The sequence below is a fragment of the Lelliottia nimipressuralis genome, from assembly GCF_004402045.1.
Lineage (GTDB): Bacteria > Pseudomonadota > Gammaproteobacteria > Enterobacterales > Enterobacteriaceae > Enterobacter > Enterobacter chinensis.
Window position 1 is genome coordinate 182,806 of record NZ_SOMG01000023.1, and the last position, 20,063, is coordinate 202,868.

Consider the following 20,063-nt stretch of genomic DNA (forward strand, 5'->3'; position numbering starts at 1 on the left):
GATGATTATGGTTATACCGGCGCGACCAGGTAGCGAATAGCCGGTGATGTTGTGCCCTGATGAAAAGCCAGAACGCGGCTCTGCAGCAGGAGGTCATTCATGGTGTGGCGCTCCTGCTGGCGCAGATGCTCAATCCAGGAGCCCATCAGGAAGGTCTCGATAAACAGGCCGGGGCGCTCAATATCTTCGTATACCGCCCAGCTCATCGCCCCGGCGCGGCGGCGCACCCGGCGCAGCTCGTGGACCGCCTCGAGGAAGGCCTTCGCGTTGTGCGGGTCGATGATGTACTCGTGCGACACCAGCACCGGGCCGCGCTCGTTCGGTAGGTCAATCTCCACGCCGTCCAGCGGCTGACCGCTCAGGTCGAGGTTCAGGTCCGGATCTTTGCCCAGCTTCCAGCGGAACACGGTGGCGCTTGCCAGCACCATCCCCAGCGTGGCGACCACCAGCGAGGTCGGGGTGCCGAACTGCGACGCGATCTGCCCCCAGATGGCGCTGCCCGTGGTCATCGAGCCGAAGAACACCGTCAGGTAGACCGCCAGCGCGCGGGCCTTCACCCAGCGGGCGGCGCTGCGCTGCGCGCCGAGGTTGAGGGTGGAGAGCACCGCAATCCACGCGAAGCCGGTGAAAAACTCGAACAGGTTAAGCAGCCAGACGTGGCGCACGAACGCCAGCGCCAGCATGGTGAGAGCAAACGTCAGGCTGGCGGCCACCATCAGGCGGTCGGCATTCAGCCGCTGGCGCAGGCGCGGCAGCAGGATGGCCCCGGCAATTGCCCCCAGACCAATGCACGCCAGCATTACGCCGTAGCCCGCCGGGCCTAAGCCCAGCTCGCGGCGCGCTACCAGCGGCAGCAGGGCCCAGCCCGCGCTGCCGAAAACGAAGAAAGCCACTGTGCGCACCAGCACGTTGCGCAGCACCGGTGCGGCGTGCACGTAGCGAATCCCGGAGCGCACCGCCGAGAAGAAGTGCTCCGGCGGCAGACGCTGTATGGACGGGGCCGGACGCCAGCGCCACAGCACCCACGCCACGCCGACCACGGACAGCGCGTTCAGGGCAAACACCATCCACGGCCCGGCGAGCGACAGCAGAAAACCGCCCAGCGCGGGGCCAATCGCCCGGCTGATGTTCACCCCGAGCGAGTTGAGCGCCACGGCGGCGCCCAGCTCGGGCTTGCTCACCAGATCGGGCACCACGGCCTGGAACGGCGGCGAGCTCATCGCCGCGCCCACGCTCAGCAGAAACGTCGCCACCAGCAGAACGGTGGGGGTGACGTGTCCGGTGAAGGAGAGCACCGTCAGCCCGGCGGCGGCGATGAACACCCACAGCTGGGAGAAGAGCAGGTATTTACGTCGGTCGACGATGTCCGCCATCACCCCGGACGGCAGGGCGAAGAGGAACATCGGCAGGCTGCTGGCCGCCTGTACCAGCGCGATATCCAGCGGATCGGCGCTCAGGGTCAGCATGCTCCAGTTGATGCCGACGTCGCTCATCCATGAGCCGACGTTAGAGACCACCGTGGCGATCCACAGCATGCGGAACACCGGCTGGCTCAGCGGCTGCCAGGGCGAAACCGTCGGTGCGGGCGTCGTCTCGACGTGGGCGTCGCGAACGTCGTTAACCTGGGTCATGCGAACCTCTCCGCTGCCTTACGCTGCAGCCGCCACTGGCCCGGCCCGGTGAGGGCAAGGGTGGTGAAGATAATCAGCAGCAGCCAGCCAAACTGCCCTTCGGCAATCGACCAGTTCGGGTGGACCGCCAGCATCGCCACCAGCAGCACGGCGATAATCGGCAGGCACGCCAGGCGGGTGTAAACCCCCGCAATGATAAACAGCGGGCAAATCACCTCGGCGACAATCGCCGGGATCAGGCTCGCCCAGGGCCCGAAGCCGAACGGATCCTCAATGCGCGTCAGCTCTTCGCTGAAGTGCAACACCTTCGGCAGGCCGTGCACGTAAAGCAGCAGCAGGCTGCCGGTCAGGCGCAGGAAGAACAGCCCCAGGTCGATCCGGGGCGGCATAGTGGTATTTTTCATCAGAATGCAAAGCAGCTGCAGCCCAGCGCCCCCCAGAAAGCGTTATCGTCGGACACCGGCATCTCTGACGTGCGGGCGAAATCATGCTGGTGGCTGTGAACCCCGCACGGGCCGCTGCAGTGGTGGATAGGGCTCATGCCGACGCGGGCGGCCTGCGGCGGTGCGCTGCGGTAGTGGCCCGGCACCTTCACCACCGGTGACCACTCGGGCAGGACCGGAATGGCCGGCGGCGCGAGCGGGCCAAAGCTGCCTGCGGCGTAGACGATGTCGCCGTTAACCACCGTCAGGACGGACTCGATGCCCTTGATCTCCTCTTCCGGCACGCGGAAGTAGTCTTTGCTCAGCACCGCCAGGTCGGCGAGCTGGCCGACCTTGATCTGCCCCTTCTGGTTCTGCTCGCTGGAGAACCACGCGCTGCCCTGGGTCCAGAGCATCAGCGCGGTATCGCGATCCAGACGGGCACTGTGGTCGTACATCTGCATCCCGCCGACGGTACGGCCAGAGACCAGCCAGTAGAGCGCGGTCCACGGGTTGTAGCTCGCCACGCGGGTGGCGTCCGTCCCTAAGCCCACCGGCACGCCGGTTTCCAGCATTTTCGCCACCGGCGGCGTGTGGCGCGTGGCTTCGATGCCGTAACGCTCGGCAAAGTATTCGCCCTGGAAGGCCATGCGGTGCTGTACGGCAATGCCGCCGCCCAGTTCTTTGATGCGGTCGATGTTGGCCTGGGTGACGGTTTCCGCATGGTCGAAGAACCAGTGCAGGCCGTTGAACGGAATGTCGCGGTTCACCTTCTCGAACACGTCCAGCATGCGGCTGATGGATTCGTTATAGGTGGCGTGCAGGCGGAACGGCCAGCGGTGCTCCACCAGATGGCGCACCACGCGCTCCAACTCGTCCTCCATGCCCGGTGCGAGGTCCGGGCGCGGCTCGAGGAAGTCTTCAAAATCGGCGGCGGAGAAGACCAGCATCTCGCCCGCGCCGTTGTGGCGGAAGAAGTCGCTGCCCTGGCCCGGCGTGAGCATGTCGGTCCATTTTTCAAAGTCTTCCAGCTCGTGGCCCGGACGCTGGGTAAACAGGTTGTAGGCGATGCGGATGGTCATCTGCTTTTTCTCGTGTAGCTCGGCAATCACCTCGTAATCTTCCGGGTAGTTCTGGAAGCCGCCGCCCGCGTCGATGGCGCTGGTCAGCCCCAGGCGGTTCAGCTCGCGCATGAACTGGCGGGTAGAGTTGACCTGCTGCTCCAGCGGCAGCTTCGGCCCTTTCGCCAGCGTGGCGTAGAGGATCATGGCGTTTGGACGGGCGATCAGCATCCCGGTCGGGTTGCCGTTGGCGTCGCGCTGGATCTCGCCGCCCGGCGGGTTCGGCGTGTCTTTGGTGTAGCCGACCACCTTCAGCGCGGCGCGGTTGAGCAGGGCGCGGTCGTACAGGTGCAGAATGAAGACCGGGGTGTCCGGCGCAGCGTCGTTAATTTCGTCGAGGGTCGGCATGCGGCGCTCGGCAAACTGGAACTCGGTCCAGCCGCCCACCACGCGCACCCACTGGGGCGACGGCGTGCGCAGGGCCTGCTCTTTCAGCATCCGCAGGGCGTCGGCCAGGGACGGCACGCCTTCCCAGCGCAGCTCGAGGTTGTAGTTCAGCCCGCCGCGGATCAGGTGCAGGTGCGAGTCGTTCAGGCCGGGGATGGCGGTGTGGCCTTTTAAGTCGACCACTTTGGTGCCGTCGCAGTGGTGTTGCATCACCTCGGCGACGGTACCCGCTTCCAGAAATTTTCCGTCGCGCACGGCAACGGCTTCCGCGACAGGGTTCTCGCGATCGACGGTGTGAAACTGGCCGTTAACCAGAATGAGATCGGCTTTACCGAGGGTAACCATAACTGCTCCTGACTGAGAGGGGAATGGTCAGGATTATGGGAACCGGTTTCGGCAAAGATCCAGTTATACAATAGGATAGGTATACCAAAGTATAACTATACCTAAGGTTAACTATACGAAGAGATAATTACGCGCAAAGACGGAAAACCGCAGGATGAGGGTGATTTTATCGTCGTGGCACTCGCGGCGATTTCACCCTTAACCACTGGAAAATGCTATGACCTCTTCAAAGCTCGAAGTGTTAACCCCTGCAAACTGTCAGGTAATCTTTATCGATCACCAGCCACAGATGGCGTTTGGCGTGCAGTCGATTGACCGCCAGGTGCTGAAAAACAACACCGTGGCGCTGGCGAAAGCGGCTAAGGTGTTCAACATCCCGACCATCATCACCACCGTTGAGACCGAAAGCTTCTCCGGCAATACCTACCCGGAGCTGCTGGACGTGTTCCCGGGCCAGGACATTCTGGAGCGTACCTCCATGAACTCCTGGGACGACCAGAAAGTGCGCGACGCGCTGAAGGCCAACGGCAAGAAGAAGGTGGTGGTTGCCGGCCTGTGGACCGAAGTGTGCAACAACAGCTTCGCCCTGTGCGCGATGCTGGAAGGCGATTACGAAATTTATATGGTGGCGGACGCGTCCGGCGGCACCTCCAAAGAAGCCCACGACTACGCGATGCAGCGCATGATCCAGGCGGGCGTGATCCCGGTGACCTGGCAGCAGGTGATGCTGGAGTGGCAGCGCGACTGGGCGCGTAAAGAGACCTACACCGCGGTAATGGATATCGTGCGCGAGCACTCCGGCGCGTACGGCATGGGCGTTGATTACGCCTACACCATGGTGCACAAAGCGCCGTCTCGCCAGAAGAGCGAGCACCGCACCTTAGCGCCGGTCCCGGCTCGCTAAGCCTCGCTGGCGGGCTGGTCCCTCATCCGGCTCGCCGCTGCCTTTTTCTCTGGAGTTCACAATGAGTATTGGGCTGATATCCCTTGCCGCAGGCGTGTTGATTGGCCTGATGTATGCCGTGCTGAAGGTGCGCTCCCCCGCGCCGCCCGCGCTGGCGCTGATTGGCCTGCTGGGGATGCTGGCAGGTGAACAGGCGACGCGGCATCTGTTATCCCGCGACGCCGCGCCGCCGCCTCAGGTGACCGTTCCACAGGCTACATCGCAGACGGGAGCGTCCTCATGAAAGCGTGGATAATTTCGCTGGTGTGCGGCGTGGTTGCTGGGGTAATTTACGCCCTGCTCGACGTCCATTCCCCGGCGCCGCCGGTTGTTGCCCTGCTTGGCCTGTTTGGCATGCTGGTAGGTGAACAGCTCATCCCGGTGGGACGGCGTTTACTGAGTCGCGAACCGCTTACCCTCGCCTGGTTTCGTCACGAATGCGTGCCGAAAATCAGCGGCACGGCGCCTCCTGCGCCCGCGAAGGACGATCGCGACGTTTAATGATTTGTGAGAGGAAAGACAGCATGACGCTGCCGTGGCGCATTGCCATCATTGATGACGAACGTTCCGTCCGCAGCGGGTTGAGTAATCTCCTGGAGTCGGAAGGCTATTCGACCGATACGTTTGATTCGGCAGAGGTATTTCTCAGCCATCCTCTCGCCCTGTCCGGCGCGGCGCTGGTGATCACCGATATCAAGCTGCGGGGCATGAGCGGCCTGGAGCTGTTTGACAAGCTGCGGCTGCTGGCCGTACCGCCGCCGCCCGTGCTCTTTATCTCCGGTCATGCTGATGAAAATATGCAGCGGTACGCTCTCAGCCTGGGCGCCGCTGCTTTTTTGCGTAAGCCCATTAACATCGATATTCTGCTGGATCATATTCAGCGGGAGCTGGCCCGCCGACAATAAGGATCGCGGATGAACGAAAACGAGCAGCCTGCATTCTGGCCCGCCCAGGGGAATCTTCATCAGGGGCGGGTTTTTGTCCTTAAAGAGGATGTGATTTTTACCGTGCTGGCGCAGGAGGGCGGAATCGCCTGGATGCACGCGCGACATCCTCATTCCGGCGGCTCGTTCATTATCGCTACCGCGGTCAGCGACGAAGAGGAAGAGCGGGCCACCCGGCTGCTCAAAAACGAGTTTGCGCTGCGCGATATGCTGCAGGACAGCTGGGCCATTCGCGCCGTCGCGTCCACCCAGTACCGGGGGCGCTTCGCGCTGGTGTACGCCCCGTTTTCGTTTGAACTGCTGGCGCGACGCGCGGGCAGGGCGATCTCAGGGATCGCGCGCTTTATCGAGCTGGCGATCCAGATCTGCGTCCCCCTGCGCCAGATGCATCTGCAAAACCTGATCCACGGCGATATCAAACCCGGCAGCATTTTTGTTCAGCACGATGCCACCTGCCGTCTGGGCAGCTTTGGCCTCTCCTGTACTCTCTCTGATGCGTTCTCCCAGACCCGGCTTGCGGTTTCAGGCGGTACGCCCGCCTGGATGTCGCCGGAGCACACCTCCCGCACCCAGCGTCCCGTTGATAACCGCAGCGATCTCTACAGCCTCGGCATGGTGCTGTATGAACTTCTGACCGGCCGCCTGCCGTTTGAGCTGGGGGAGGACGATCTGACCAACTGGGCGCATTACCACATTGCCTCGGAGCCGCTGGCCCCGGACGCGATCCGCCCGGACGTGCCGGGAATGTTGTCGACCATTATCCTGAAGCTGCTGGAAAAGCACCCCGATAACCGCTACCAGACGGTCGACGGGCTGATTGCCGATCTCCGCCGCTGCCAGGCGACGTTGACCTGCGAGGGCGAGATCGTCGCCTTTACCCCCGGCCAGCAGGACCGCACCCCGGCGATCCATCTGGCGGATTCCCTGTTCGCGACCCATCCGCAGGCGAACGACGTCATTGCCGCGTTTGAGCGGGTGGGGCAGAACCGGGTGCCGGAGCTGGTGACGATCGGCGGGCCGTCGGGGATCGGCAAATCCTCGATCATCGCGACGGCGCTCAAAACGCTGCAGCAGCGCACGGTGCTGCTGGCGGTGGGCAAAGTCGATCAGTTTTCGCCGTCACTGCCCTACGGTGTATTAAGCTCCGCGTTCCGCACCCTGACGTTGCACCTGCTGGGGCTGCCGGCAGACGAGGTGGCGAAGTGGAAAATCCGCCTCTCGCGCGCCCTGGAGGGATACGAGGCGCTGGCCGTCAGCCTGGTGCCCGAGCTGGGCCTGCTGCTTGAGAGCAAGCCGCGCTTCTCGGCGGATACGTTTTCCATTGATGCCCGGGCGCGCTTCAGCCATATGGTGCTGGCGCTGGTGAAAACCTTTGCCTCGCAGGGCTGCCCGCTGGTGCTGGTGCTCGACGATCTCCAGTGGAGCGACGCCGCCAGCCTGCATACGCTGAGCTATCTGCTGGTGAACTGCGGCGCAATCCCGCTGCTGGTGGTGGTGGCCCACCGCGATATCGGTTCGTTATCCGACCCCACGCTGCAACAGCCGCTGGCGAGCCTGCCGGAGGCGGCGCAACACGCGAGCGAGATTGTCCCGCAGGCGCTGTCTGTCAAAGCCGTGGCCCGCTGGCTGGCGACGGTATTTCGCACCCGCAGCGCGGCGACGACCGACCTCGCCACGCTGATCCATGAAAAAACCGGCGGCAACCCGCTCTTTGTGCACGAATTTTTCCGCCGCATCGTCGATGACGGGCTGGTGGTACATAACAAATATCAGGACAAGTGGCACTACGATCTGCAGGCGATCCGCGCCAGGCATTACACCGAAAACGTGGTTACCCTGGTGCTGGAGCAGCTTGAAGAGCTGCCCGACGAGACGCGCCACCTGCTGGGCAGCATCGCCTGTCTCGGCGGCACGGGCGAAATGGAGATGATGTGCCGCGTGGTCGGCCTGTCGATGGCGGAAATGCGCTATGCGTTGCACCCGGCGGTGATGGCGCAGCTCATCGTGCTGACGGAAAAAGAGTACGCCTTCACCCACGACAGGGTGCAGGAGGCCGCCTTTGCGCTGCTGGATCGGCATGAGAAAAGCCGCCTTCACCTGACGACTGCCAGCCTGCTGGCCGACGCCGCGCGGCAGGCGGCGGGAAACGAGCTGCTGTTCCGCGCCGTTCACCACGTCACGGCCGCGCTGGACAGCATACACCCCGCCCCGCAGCGCCAGAGGTTCCGCGAGCTGAGCCTGCTGGCCGCGCGACGCGCGAAGCGTTCGGGAGATTACCTTTCGGCGCTGAGCTATATCCAGACCGCCAGAGCGCTGGGCAACGCCGGGACGGTGTCAGATTTTATGCTCGATATCGAAGAGGCGGGCTGCGAGTTTGCGCTGGGGCATCTGGAGCGTACCCGCGAGTTGTGTGACGCTATCCTCGGCTGCCCCGGCGGGCTGACCGAAAAGGCGCTGGCGGCCAACCTGCTGGTGGAAGTCTACATTCGCCAGTCGGACAGCCGTCTGGCGCTGGAGGCGGCGCTCTGCTGGCTGGGGGTTTTTGGTATCCAGATTGGCCGCTATCCGGAAGACGCCGACTGCGACGAGGCCTGGGAACGCTTCTGCAACCGCGCGAATGACGCGCCGCAAAACCTGTTTGCCCCGCTCTCGCGAATGGAGAACCCGGAAACCGAAGCGGTGATGAACCTGCTCTACAGCGCCAGCATTTGCGCCAGCTTCATCTGCCCGCGCCTGCATTTCTTACTGCTCTGCCGCATGATGCACCTGACCCTCGACCACGGCATCACCGGTGCTTCCACCACGGCGATGGCCTGGTTTGGCGTGCTGATGGGCCACCGCTACGCCGAGTATCGCCTCGGGTTTCAGTACGGCACGCTGGCTCGCGAGCTGGTGAGCCGCCACGGCTACGATGCGTTTGAAGCCAAAACCCTGCTGCCGCTCGACCAGCTTAGCGTCTGGACCCAGCCTTTATCGTTTACCATCGAGTGTGCGAAAGCCTGCTTCAGCGCGGCGGTTACCCATGGCGATATGACGATGGCCTGCTTTGCGGCCTGCCACCAGGTGATTAACTTCCTCTCGCGGGGCGATCACCTGGACGGGGTGCTGACCAGCATCGATCGCGGTCTGGCGTTTGTGCGTAAAACCCACTTCCAGGACGTGGAAACCATTTTAATGCTCCAGCGCGGCTACGTTGAGTTCCTGCGCACGCCGGTCATCGGCACCTGGACCGCGTCGCAGGTGCTGCCTGAGGCGCTGCTTCCCGCGTCGCCGGAGCAGGCCCCGGAGCAGACCTCCACCATGCTGTTCTGGTACTGGCTCTACCGGGGCATGGCGCACTTTACCTGCGGGGAGTATGCCGACGCGCAGGCGGATCTGGAGATGGCCGGCTGGTACGCGTGGTCTGCGCCGGGGCACATCCATCTGCTGGATTACCATCTCTACAGCGCCCTGGCGCTGTCGCGTCAGCTGACGCCGGAGACCTTCTCGGCGAACCACCGCCGCAGCATTCACGCGCACTACGACAAAATCGCCCTCTGGGCGCGCATTAATCCCGGCACGTTTGCGGATAAAGAGGCGCTGATCTATGCCGAAATCGTGCGTCTGGACGGGATGAACAGCATCGCGCTTGAGCAGTATGAGAAGGCGGTCCGGCTCTCCCGCGAGGGCGGGTTTAATCCGATCAACGCCCTGGCCCACGAGCTGGCGGGACGCTTTTCCCTGGCCTGCGGCTACCCGACCGCCTCGGACGCGCACTTCCGCGGGGCCATTGCCGCCTGGGGACGCGCGGGCGCGCAGGCCAAAATCCGCCAGCTGGAGCAGGATTTCCCGCATCTGCTGGCCTCGGGGCAGGCCAGCGCCTATGACACGGTGGCGTTCGCCCAGAATGAGACGATCCGCGATCTGCAGAGCGTCATCAAAGCCTCACGCGCGCTGTCGGAAGAGATCAACCTTGAGCGTTTAATCGAAAACCTGATGACGATCCTGCTCGAACGCGCCGGGGCGCAGCGCGGCCTGCTGCTTCGCGTGAGCGATAACCTCATTCCGGAGATCGAAGCCAGCGCCTGGACCAGCACCGAGGGCGTGCGGGTGCGGATCCTGAAAGACGTGCCGACGGCGACCGACCTGCCGCTGTCGGTGCTGGCGGCGGTGATCCGCACCGGGCAGGAGATCCGCACCGGTAAACCGGAGGAGTTCCATCCCTTCAGTCAGGATCCCTATCTGGTGACCTCGGGGGCGGCCGTCATGTGCGTCCCGATGTTCAAACAGGCGCGGCTGGTGGGCGTGCTGTACCTGGAAAACCGCCTGATGCCGGAGGTCTTCACCGCCGAGCACTCGCGGGTGGTGAGCCTGCTTGGCGCGCAGGCCGCGGTCTCCCTGGAGACGGCGCGGCTGTACGCCGAGCTGCTGGCGGAGAACATCCAGCGCCGGCGGGTGGAAAAAGAGCTGCGCGCCAGCCAGACCTCGCTGATGCTGGGCGAGCAGATCAGCCACACCGGCAGCTGGCGCTGGGAGCTGGAGCAGGATCTGATGTTTGTCTCGGACGAGTACGCCCGCATTCTCGGCCTGCCCGAACGGCAAAAGATGATCTCCATGGCGGAGTTTTTGACTTTCGTTCATGAAGACGATTACGCCCGCATCAGCGCCATCGTCACCCAGAGCGTGCGCGACGGGCTCTCCATGCGGGCGGAGTTTCGCGTTAAGCGTACCGACGGCTCAACGCGCTACATCCTCGGGATTGGCGATCCGGTGGGCGTGGGCAGCGAGGTGAACGAGTATTACGGCATCATCACCGACATCACCAGCCAGCGCGCCGCGGAAGATGCCATGCGGGTGGCGCAGGCGGATCTGGCGCGGGTGTCCCGCGCTACCACCGTCGGACAGCTGACCTCCTCCATCGCCCACGAGATCAACCAGCCGCTGATGTCGATCGTCTCTAACGCCGGGGCAAGCCTGCGCTGGCTTAACCGCGAGCCGGCCCGTCTGGATAAAGTACGGGAAGGGCTGGAGGAGATTGCCGAGGAAGGCGCGCGGGCGGGGGAGATCATTCGCAGCATCCAGTCCCTGACGCGCAAGCAGGATCCCACCTTCTCGCGCATCGATCTGCACTACCTGATCCACCATATCATCACGCTTTCGCGCAGCGAGCTGGAGCTGCGACATATTAGCGTTGATTATCTGTTGAAAGCGCAGGAGAGCTTTGTCACCGGCGATAGCGTGCAGATCCAGCAGGTGCTGCTTAACCTGGTGATGAACGCGGTAGAGGCGATGGCCGAGGTGACGGATCGCCCCTGCACCATCACCCTCAGCACCGACAACGCGGACGGGAAAGTTATCGTCGAGATCGCCGATACCGGCAGCGGCATTGAGCCCGAGCGGCTGGAGCAGATTTTTGACTCGTTCTATTCCACCAAAGCGCAGGGAATGGGGATGGGGCTGACCATCAGCGCCAGCATCATTGAGCGCCACTGCGGGAAGCTGAGCGCGCGCCGCCGCGCGCCGCACGGCACCGTATTTGCCTTTGCGCTGCCGCTGGCCGAACAGGGCGCGTAAACGTTACTCCGCAGGCTGGCTTTTGGTCAGGCGCTCAACGGCCCTGACCAGCTCTGCCACGGAGCGCACCTGCATTTTCTCCATCACGCGGCGGCGATGCACTTTCACCGTGATCTCGCTGACGCCCAGCTCGGCGGCAATCTGCTTGTTCAGCATGCCGCTAATCGCCAGCGTCAGCACTTCGTGTTCGCGCGGCGTGAGGGACATATGCCGCTGCTTCAAGGCGTAGTGCTCTTTATTGCGCACGGCGTTGTGTTCCGCCAGCCGAAGCGCGGATTCAATGGCGTCGATAAGCGCGGCGGATTCAACGGGCTTGGTGAGAAATTCGTAAGCGCCGCCTTTTATGGCGCGCACCGACATCGGGATGGTGCCGTGGCCGGTGAGGAAAATAATCGGGATCTCGCGCCCGCTGTCTTTGAGCGCGTCAGCCACCTCAAAGCCCGAAATGGCAGGCATTTGCATGTCGAGGATCACGCACGACGGCAGCTCCTCAAACCGGTGTTGAAGAAACGCTTCTGCCGATGAAAAGCCGATGGCGTTTAAGTCTGCCGATTCCAGCAGCCCGATTACGGACTGCCTGACTGCGTCATCGTCATCAACCACATACACAATGTGTTCCATTCACCGCCCCGGTGCTGATTTACATGTCGAGGATGCAAACAGTCCCGACGCGTACGTAAGAGACTGTTTATGCTGACTTTCATCTTAACACATTAACTATCATTATCATTTAACAATATGATAACCGTATGAAGATGAAGTATAGCGAGCCGTAGCAGGGGCGGTTAAGGAACGAAACGCTGATTTTATGCACCGACAAGCTCAATGCGGTTGCCGTCCGGATCCGCAATCACCGCTTCATAAAACCCGTCCCCGGTCATGCGCGGGGCGCTGAGCAGCGTGCCGTTTGCCTGCGCCCGCTCTGCCATGCTGTCCACCTGCGCCCTGCTGCCGACGTTAATGGCGATATGCGCCCAGCCGATAAACTCCGGGTGTGACGGCGCGCCTGGCAGGTCCGGCAGCGTCATCAGCTCGATGGTCGGTCCGTCATCCAGCGTAATAAAATGGGATTCAAACCCCGGGCGGTTTTGACTGACGTAGCGTTCATTGCTGCGGCCACCAAACACCGTTTCCCAGAACTGAACCTGTGCCTTGAGGCTGCGGGTCCAGAGTGCGACATGTGCAATATTCATAATAACCCTCGTTGTGTGTATTGCGCGGTTATGCAACATTATGCGCATTGATACTCGATTAGACTTTTACAGGGACTTTCTATGCTCGATTATGCTGCTTTTCCGGAACAACGACAAGAGCGGATCCGTCAGATCCTTCAGCAGAGCGGAAGGGTGGTCTGTACCGAGCTGGCGAGCCAGATGAACGTGTCCGAGCACACCATTCGCCGGGATTTACATGAACTTAGCAAAGAAGGGATCTGTAAAAAGGTCTACGGCGGCGCGGTACTTCAGCTGCCTGACGCGGGGAATTTTTTCAGCCGCGAACAGAAAATAAGTGCAGAAAAGAACACAATCGCGCAGAAAGCAGCAGCGCTGGTTAAGCCTGGCGGCTGTATTTTTATCGACGCGGGCACGACCAACCTGGCGCTGGCGAAAGCCCTTCCGGCGGATCTTCGCGTTACGGTAGTCACCAACTCCCCGGCGATTGCCGCGGAGCTGCTGCATCATCCGCTGTGTGAAGTGATTGTCACCGGCGGGCAGATCCAGCGGACCTCCGGCGGCGCGGTGGACGCCACGGCGGCAAGCCAGATTCAGGGCATTATCTTCGACCAGGCGTTTATCGGCGGCTGCGCGATGGACCCGGAGATGGGGCTCACCGGGTTCGATTTTGCCGACTGCGCGTTCAAAAAAGTCGCGATCGCCCAGAGTAACCAGACCATCGTGGCCCTGACCGCCGACAAGCTGCCCGGCGTGGCGCGCTATGTGGTGGCGACGAGCCGTGACATCGATGTGCTGGTGGTGGAAGAGGGGATGGAAAAGGGCGTTCTCGACGCGTTTGCGGCGCAGGACGTTCGCATTGTGTGCGCCTGAGGACTTTCACGGGTAAAACAGGCTACACTCTGGTTTTGAGCGCTAAATGCTGAGGACATAACAATGCACTACACACTGAAAGAAAGTGACAAGGATAAAGCGGAAGGGTCAAACGGCACGGGTGCGCTGCAGCAAAAACTGCTGGAGTCCCGTTCGATTGTGATCTCCGGTGAGATTAACCAGGAGCTGGCGCAGAAAGTGATCACCCAGATGATCCTGCTGCAGAGCGTCAGCAACGATCCGATCAAGCTGTACATCAACAGCCAGGGCGGCCACGTGGAAGCGGGCGATACCATCCACGACTTTATCAAGTTCATCCGCCCGGAAGTGCACGTTATCGGCACCGGCTGGGTGGCAAGCGCCGGGATCACCATCTTCCTGGCGGCGAAAAAAGAGCACCGCTACTCGCTGCCAAATACCCGCTTTATGATTCATCAGCCGCTGGGCGGCGTGCGCGGTCAGGCGACGGATATTGAGATCGAAGCGCGCGAAATCATCCGCATGCTGGATCGCGTGAACAAGCTGATCGCTGACGCCACCGGCCAGCCGCTGGAAAAAGTGAAAAAAGACACCGACCGCAACTTCTGGATGTCTCCGGCAGAAGCGCTGGACTACGGCATCGTGGGCAAGCTGATTACCCATTATGACGAGCTGAAGCTGGATTAAGATTTTATCGCCGTGTACGTGTCGGGTGGCGGCTACGCCTTACCCGACCTACACGCCCTCGTTTGACCCATGACAAGTTCCCCCTCCGCCTTCTTGCCTATAATCGCGCCTGTTTCCCCTCTCACTGGTGCTATCCATGGCGTATCAACTGAACCTGAACTGGCCGGAATTTCTTGAGAAATACTGGCAAAAAAAACCCGTTGTGCTGAAAAATGCTTTCCCGAATTTTGTCGATCCGATTACCCCGGACGAGCTGGCTGGGCTGGCGATGGAGCCGGAAGTCGATAGCCGTCTGGTGAGCCATTTCAACGGCAAATGGCAGGCCAGCAATGGTCCGTTTGAGCACTTTGACGATCTGGGCGAAACGGGCTGGTCGCTGCTGGCGCAGGCGGTAAACCACTGGCATATGCCCGCGGCGGAGCTGGTGCGTCCGTTCCGCGTCCTGCCGGACTGGCGTCTGGATGACCTGATGATCTCTTTCTCTGTCCCGGGCGGCGGCGTGGGTCCGCATATCGATCAGTATGATGTGTTCATCATTCAGGGGATGGGAAGCCGCCGCTGGCGCGTGGGTGACAAGCTGCCGATGCGTCAGTTCTGCCCGCACCCGGCGCTGCTGCATGTGGATCCGTTCGAACCGATCATCGATGAAGATCTGGCCCCGGGCGATATCCTCTACATCCCACCTGGATTCCCGCACGACGGCTTTACCCATGAGACTGCGCTGAATTACTCCGTCGGCTTCCGCGGGCCAAACGGCCGCGATCTGATCAGCAGCTTCGCCGATTACGCGCTGGAAAACGATCTGGGCGGCGAGCACTACAGCGATCCGGATCTGACCTGTCGCGAACACCCTGGCCGCGTGGAGCAGTACGAGCTCGATCGCCTTCGTCAGATGATGATCGATATGATCGGTAAGCCGGATGATTTCACAAAATGGTTCGGCAGCTTTGTCTCCACGCCGCGTCACGAACTGGATATCGCCGCTGCCGAGCCGCCGTATGCGCCGGAAGAGGTGCTGGACGCGCTGCAGGGCGGCGAAACGCTGTCTCGCCTGAGCGGCCTGCGCGTGCTGAACATTAACGGCAGCTTCTTTATCAACAGCGAACAGCTGGAAACGGTAGACGCGAAGGCGGCGGATGCGCTGTGCCGCTACACCGAGCTGGGCCAGGCTGAGCTGGGCGATGCGCTGAACAACCCGGCGTTTGTTGAGGAGCTCACCGGGCTGATTAACCAGGGGTACTGGTACTTCGACGAGTAGTGCGGTCTGTTGCCCGGTGGCGCTGCGCTTACCGGGCCTACAACGGCAAGAACGTAGGCCGGGTAAGGCGAAGCCGCCACCCGGCAAAAAACTACTCCTCCATCGCAATCACGATCGCTTCTCCCATCTTCCTCAACGCCTCGCGATGCTTATCCGTTGGCGGCAGCGCCACGTTGATCCGCAGGCAGTTGCGGTACTTTCCGGAGGCGGAAAACAGCGACCCGGCCGCGGCCTGGATCTTCAGCCGACACAGCTGCTTGCTGACGCATACCATATCCACCTTTTCCGGCAGCTCAACCCACAGCAGGAAGCTTCCCTGCGGGCGCGTGACGCAAATCTCTGCCGGAAAATACTGCCGCACCCAGCAGGTATAGGTCTCCATATTCTGCTGATAAATCTGGCGCATACGGCGCACGTGGCGATGGTAATGGCCGTCGCGGACAAACGCCGCCACCGCCATCTGCGTGCCCGGCACGTTAAACCCGCCCGCGGCGTATTTCATGTGCATCACCCGGTCGTAATAGCGCCCCGGCACAATCCAGCCGACGCGCAGGCCCGGCGCCACGGTTTTGGTAAACGAGCTGCAGAGGATCACGCGACCGTCAATATCCATCGAATGAATGGTGCGCGGGCGCGGGTACTCTGCGGCCAGCTCGCCATAAATATCGTCCTCAACAATCACGATATCGTGCCGCTGGGCGAGGGCTAAGACCTGCTTTTTCCGCGCTTCCGGCATGATAAACCCGAGCGGATTGTTGCAGTTGGGCACCAGGATCACCGCTTTGATTGGCCACTGCTCCAGCGCCAGCTCTAACGCCTCGATGCTGATCCCGGTTTCAGGATCGGTGGGAATTTCAATGGCCTTAATGTCAAAGCCGCGCAGCATCTGCATGGTGCCATGAAACGACGGCGATTCTACCGCCACGATATCCCCCGGCTTACAGACCGAGAGCAGGGCGATCGACAGCGCGCCGTGACAGCCGTTGGTGATCACAATCTCGTTTGCCGCGACGGTGGATCCGCCGTCCAGCATCAGGCGGGCGATCTGCTCGCGCAGCTCCAGCCGCCCGTCAAGCACGTCATAGCTCAGCATCTCGCCCGGGTTATGTTGCGCAATGCGGCTCATCTCGCGCCACAGCGGCTTCAGGCTCGGCTGGTTAATGTCCGGCGAGCCGCCGCCGAAGGAGATCATCTCTTTGTCGGCGCGGGCATCCAGCAGCATCATCACCTCATCCCACTGGGTGACGTCCACGGGACGCTGCACCGGGCGCGTCATGGCCGGGACGGGCGGCTGCGCTTTGCGCTGCGAAACAAAATAGCCGGAGCGCGGCTGAGGGGTGATCAGCTGGAGGTTTTCGAGGATCTGATAGGCCTGCTGTATGGTGCTGATGCTCACTCCGTGTTCCTGGCTCAGCGTGCGTACCGACGGCAGACGTTCGCCGCTGCGATACAGCCCCTGTTCGATACGTTCTGCCAGAAGGTTGGCCAGATGTTGGTAGCGTGTCATGCTGTATCCTTTGTTTTCACCATACAGATTGTTAAACCAGTACAGATTGATGGGTAAATCGCCATGCAGATACCGTTTTAGCGGATCTGTATGGTAAACAAAAGCAGTTTTTGAATCTGTATTGTACAGGCCATTTTCCGTGATGATATGCCCACTGGCACAGCGAGGAGAGCATCATGGAATTCTACGAGAATCGTTCAAAACGTCCGTTTATCGCGTTTGTCTGGGTAGCGAAAACGCTGCGTAACTGGTATCGCATCCACCGTACCCGCCGCATTCTGAGCCAAATGAGCGACGAGCAGCTCAGGGACGTTGGGTTATCGCGCAATGATATTTAAACCGTAGGCCGGGTCAGGCGCAGCCGCCACCCGGCGATGTTCAGCTCAACAGCTCAAGCGTCTGCCGTTTCGGCCTTTCCAGCAGCGCCACCGCTTCCTGATACGACCGCACGTTGTTATAGCCCATCACCAGCCCGTAGCGCTTCCCGGACCCGCGATACCACTCGGAAAGCGCATTGACCTGCAGCTGCTGTTCCTGCCAGCAGCGCGCCACGTCACGGTCACCGCTTCCTTTGGTGAGAAACGCCACGATATGCATCCCACCGTCGTTTTGCTCGGTGAAAAACAGATCGCCATAAACCTCCTGCAGGGCGGCAATCATCCAGTCGCGGCGGGTCTGATACAGCGCGCGCATCTTCTTCAGGTGACGGAAGAAATGCCCTTCGTTGAGAAACGCGGTGAGGATCTTTTGCGTCAGCACCGGCTGGCCGCTGGTGGTGATGTCCGCGCAGTCGGTAAAGACCCCGACGGTGCTGGCGGGCATCACCACGTAGCCCATACGCAGCGACGGCATAATGGTTTTACTGAAGGTGCCCATAAAAATCACCCGGTCGTGTGGGTCGAGGCTTTTCAGCGACGGCAGCACCTTGCGGGTGTAGTGAAATTCCCCGTCGTAATCGTCTTCAATAATCCACGCGTCGTTCTGGCTGGCCCAGTCGAGCAGCTGCTGCTTACGCGGCAGGGAGAGCGTAACCGCCAGCGGGCTCTGGTGCGACGGGGTCACGATGGCAAAACGGGCGTCGCGATGGTGACGGAGCAGGTATTCCGTGTCGATGCCGCTGCGATCGACCGGCACGGTGTGCAGGCGCGGCACGATCCGCTTGAGCAGCTGCTGGCCCATAAAATAGCCCGGATCTTCAAACACCACCTTGTCGCTGCGGCTGGCAAGCGTGTCGAGGATCAGGCGCAGGCTGCCGCTGTAGCCGCTGGTGATCAGCACCTGCTCGGCGCTGCAGGAGAGCCCGCGTGAGATGTTGAGATAGCTGGCGATGGCCTGGCGCAGCGGATACCAGCCCAGCACCGGCGGGTTAAGCATCTCTTCCTGGCGCATGGAACGCGTCGCCTGGCCTGCCAGCAGCAGCCATTTTTTATAGGGGAAGCTGTCGAGGGAAGGAATGCCGGGGCGCAGAAATCCCGCTCTCTCTCGCTGGCTGATAAGCGATGCCGGGAGCGTGCCGGTGGGCTGTTCCGTCGGTGGACTTTTATCCGGCAGCAGTAAATCCGGGTTCACCCGCGTGCCGCGTGCCCCCTGGCTTACCAGATACCCTTCGCCCGTCAGGATGGCATATGCCGTTTCGACGGTTTTGCGCGCCACCTTCAACTCTTCGGCCAGCACGCGGATGGCAGGGACCTTATCGCCCGGCTTCAGCACGCCGCGCGTGATGTTGTCGCGATAGCGGGAATAAATCTCGTGATAGCCCGGCTTCATGTCCTACCTCGTTTCACGCTTTTTGTGTCTTTTTACTATGTCATGAACGGCGTAGATTTGCCTCATCGCATGACACATACAGTATAAATTAGAGGAAAGACCATGAGCACTCGCGTCAACCACCATAAAGTCACACCTGCCCTCGCTAACGCGCTGTCTGCCCTGAGCATGGAGGTGGCAAAAACCTCCATCGACCCGGCGCTGAAGCACCTGATCGACATTCGCGTGTCGCAGCTGAACGGCTGCACCTTCTGTCTGGATATGCACTCGAAAGAGGCTAAAATCGCCGGCGAGCGCGAGCTGCGTCTCTACCATCTGGCGGCCTGGCGCGAGTCTCCGCTGTTCAGCGCCCGTGAAAAAGCGGCGCTGGCGTTCTCCGAAGCGCTGACCCAAATCGGCGTTCACGGCGTGAGCGATGCGCTCTATCGCAGCGTGGCGGAGCATTTCTCCGACGTGGAGATTTCAGAGCTGAACTTCGCCATCGTGGCGATCAACGCCTGGAACCGTCTGGGGATCACGTCCCGCATGGCGCCCGGCGCGCTGGATGCGGCTTACGGGCTGAACAAAGCTAACCTGGAATAATTCCGCGCTCGCGGATCATCGCCACCAGCGCCCGCAGCCCCGGCGGGACGTGGCGATGGCCAGCGTAGTACAGGCGCAGCCCGGCAAACGGCTGCGCCCAGTCGTTTAACACGCTCACCAGTTCTCCGCTTTTCAGCTCGTCCTGAATATAGAGTTCCGGTAAAAACCCCACACCTAAACCTGCTTTCACGGCGCGGATCGAGGCGAAAAGATCCGAGGTGGCAAAGCGCGGCGGCACGGCAAGCGCGTACGTTTCCCCCCGACGGGCCAGCTCCCAGCGGTAGATCCCGCCGTGGGCCATGCGCATGCCGATCCCCTGATGCTGGAGCAGATCGTCCGGCGTCTCGGGTATACCGTGACGGGCGAAATAGTCCGGCGTGGCGGTGACAAGCTGGCGGATCTCACCGGTCAGCGGCACGGCGATCATATCCTGCGGGACGGACTCTTCGAGGCGGATCCCCGCGTCATAGCCTTCCGCGACGATATCGATCATCCTCGCTTCACTCACCGTTTCAACGCGCATTTTCGGGTAGCGGATCATGAAGTCGATCAGCAGCTGGTCCAGAAACAGCGTGCCGATATGGTTCGGCACGTTGAGGCGCAGCGTGCCGGCGGGTTCCCCGGTGTCGCTGTGGATCTCCTCCCCGGCGAGACGGATCTCCTGCAGAGCCGGGCCAATTCGCGCCACGTAGCGCTGCCCGGCGTCGGTGAGGGCCACGCTGCGGGTGGTGCGGTTGAAAAGGCGCGTCTCAAGGCGGCTCTCCAGCCCGGCGATGGCGTTGCTGACCGCCGTGGCGGACATCCCCAGCTCCTGCGCCGCGCCGCGAAAGCTGCCGCGCCGCACCACCGCCATCACCACTTCCAGCTCTGTCAGACCTGAACGATGCATAGA

At 61.7% G+C, this 20,063-nt stretch carries 18 protein-coding genes; 10 read left to right on the plus strand and 8 right to left on the minus strand.

Features of this window, described 5'->3' with window-relative positions:
* Positions 1-11 precede the first annotated feature (11 nt).
* The 3 genes from E3U32_RS15700 to E3U32_RS15710 are packed head-to-tail and all read right to left on the minus strand — an operon-like array spanning position 12 to position 3,906.
* The gene (locus E3U32_RS15700) at positions 12-1,631 is read right to left on the minus strand and encodes an MFS transporter (RefSeq protein ID WP_134349519.1); all 1,620 of its coding nucleotides are present in this window, start codon (positions 1,629-1,631) and stop codon (positions 12-14) included.
* A complete protein-coding gene (locus E3U32_RS15705) occupies positions 1,628-2,035 on the minus strand; it encodes a DoxX family protein (RefSeq protein ID WP_134349520.1) in 408 nt (135 codons plus the stop codon). Before E3U32_RS15705 ends, E3U32_RS15700 begins: the two co-directional genes overlap by 4 nt.
* Entirely contained in the window at positions 2,035-3,906 is a 1,872-nt protein-coding gene (locus tag E3U32_RS15710; protein WP_134349521.1) for an amidohydrolase, read from the minus strand. Before E3U32_RS15710 ends, E3U32_RS15705 begins: the two co-directional genes overlap by 1 nt.
* A gap of 217 nt (positions 3,907-4,123) precedes the next feature.
* Here E3U32_RS15710 and E3U32_RS15715 point away from each other — a divergent pair, with 217 nt between their 5' ends.
* The 5 genes from E3U32_RS15715 (at position 4,124) to E3U32_RS15735 (ending at position 11,346) form a co-directional block, all read left to right on the plus strand.
* The gene (locus tag E3U32_RS15715; protein ID WP_047059056.1) at positions 4,124-4,810 is read left to right on the plus strand and encodes a hydrolase; all 687 of its coding nucleotides are present in this window, start codon (positions 4,124-4,126) and stop codon (positions 4,808-4,810) included.
* A 61-nt stretch (positions 4,811-4,871) separates the two neighbouring features.
* Positions 4,872-5,093 carry a DUF1427 family protein gene (locus E3U32_RS15720; protein ID WP_134349522.1) on the plus strand — a complete coding sequence of 74 codons (222 nt, stop codon included), beginning with the start codon at positions 4,872-4,874 and terminating at the stop codon, positions 5,091-5,093.
* Positions 5,090-5,350: a XapX domain-containing protein gene (locus E3U32_RS15725; RefSeq protein WP_010427264.1), complete on the plus strand. Its 261-nt coding sequence runs from the start codon at positions 5,090-5,092 to the stop codon at positions 5,348-5,350. Before E3U32_RS15720 ends, E3U32_RS15725 begins: the two co-directional genes overlap by 4 nt.
* Before the next feature lie 23 nt (positions 5,351-5,373).
* On the plus strand, positions 5,374-5,754 hold the full coding sequence (locus E3U32_RS15730) for a response regulator transcription factor (RefSeq protein ID WP_047957675.1): 381 nt from the start codon (positions 5,374-5,376) through the stop codon (positions 5,752-5,754).
* A gap of 9 nt (positions 5,755-5,763) precedes the next feature.
* Complete coding sequence (locus E3U32_RS15735; protein WP_134349523.1) at positions 5,764-11,346, plus strand: trifunctional serine/threonine-protein kinase/ATP-binding protein/sensor histidine kinase; 5,583 nt, start codon at positions 5,764-5,766, stop codon at positions 11,344-11,346.
* A 3-nt stretch (positions 11,347-11,349) separates the two neighbouring features.
* Here the strand turns inward: E3U32_RS15735 and E3U32_RS15740 are convergent, their stop codons facing one another.
* Together E3U32_RS15740 and E3U32_RS15745 are read right to left on the minus strand one after the other, a co-directional pair.
* The gene (locus E3U32_RS15740) at positions 11,350-11,967 is read right to left on the minus strand and encodes a response regulator transcription factor (protein WP_134349524.1); all 618 of its coding nucleotides are present in this window, start codon (positions 11,965-11,967) and stop codon (positions 11,350-11,352) included.
* 185 nt (positions 11,968-12,152) lie between these two features.
* Entirely contained in the window at positions 12,153-12,539 is a 387-nt protein-coding gene (locus E3U32_RS15745; RefSeq protein ID WP_134349525.1) for a VOC family protein, read from the minus strand.
* A gap of 81 nt (positions 12,540-12,620) precedes the next feature.
* Here E3U32_RS15745 and E3U32_RS15750 point away from each other — a divergent pair, with 81 nt between their 5' ends.
* From E3U32_RS15750 to E3U32_RS15760, 3 genes are all read left to right on the plus strand, one after another.
* Positions 12,621-13,391 carry a DeoR/GlpR family DNA-binding transcription regulator gene (locus E3U32_RS15750; RefSeq protein ID WP_134349526.1) on the plus strand — a complete coding sequence of 257 codons (771 nt, stop codon included), beginning with the start codon at positions 12,621-12,623 and terminating at the stop codon, positions 13,389-13,391.
* Between the two features lie 63 nt (positions 13,392-13,454).
* Entirely contained in the window at positions 13,455-14,057 is a 603-nt protein-coding gene (locus E3U32_RS15755; RefSeq protein WP_047346219.1) for an ATP-dependent Clp protease proteolytic subunit, read from the plus strand.
* Positions 14,058-14,193: 136 nt separating this feature from the next.
* On the plus strand, positions 14,194-15,315 hold the full coding sequence (locus E3U32_RS15760; RefSeq protein WP_134349527.1) for a cupin domain-containing protein: 1,122 nt from the start codon (positions 14,194-14,196) through the stop codon (positions 15,313-15,315).
* Between the two features lie 91 nt (positions 15,316-15,406).
* Here the strand turns inward: E3U32_RS15760 and E3U32_RS15765 are convergent, their stop codons facing one another.
* Positions 15,407-16,822 (minus strand): PLP-dependent aminotransferase family protein, encoded by a 1,416-nt coding sequence (locus E3U32_RS15765; protein WP_134349528.1) that lies wholly within the window; start codon positions 16,820-16,822, stop codon positions 15,407-15,409.
* 176 nt (positions 16,823-16,998) lie between these two features.
* Here E3U32_RS15765 and E3U32_RS15770 point away from each other — a divergent pair, with 176 nt between their 5' ends.
* Complete coding sequence (locus tag E3U32_RS15770) at positions 16,999-17,160, plus strand: DUF1127 domain-containing protein (protein ID WP_134349529.1); 162 nt, start codon at positions 16,999-17,001, stop codon at positions 17,158-17,160.
* Positions 17,161-17,200: 40 nt separating this feature from the next.
* On the opposite strand, the gene E3U32_RS15775 is transcribed toward E3U32_RS15770, so the two are convergent.
* Positions 17,201-18,589, minus strand: coding sequence for a PLP-dependent aminotransferase family protein (locus tag E3U32_RS15775; RefSeq protein WP_134349530.1), 1,389 nt, complete (start codon positions 18,587-18,589; stop codon positions 17,201-17,203).
* Positions 18,590-18,691: 102 nt separating this feature from the next.
* On the opposite strand from E3U32_RS15775, the gene E3U32_RS15780 reads away from it, so the two are divergent.
* Complete coding sequence (locus tag E3U32_RS15780; protein ID WP_134349531.1) at positions 18,692-19,171, plus strand: carboxymuconolactone decarboxylase family protein; 480 nt, start codon at positions 18,692-18,694, stop codon at positions 19,169-19,171.
* Here the strand turns inward: E3U32_RS15780 and E3U32_RS15785 are convergent.
* On the minus strand, positions 19,158-20,060 hold the full coding sequence (locus tag E3U32_RS15785; RefSeq protein ID WP_134349532.1) for a LysR family transcriptional regulator: 903 nt from the start codon (positions 20,058-20,060) through the stop codon (positions 19,158-19,160). The two genes, E3U32_RS15780 and E3U32_RS15785, sit on opposite strands and share 14 nt — an antisense overlap.
* Positions 20,061-20,063 lie beyond the last annotated feature (3 nt).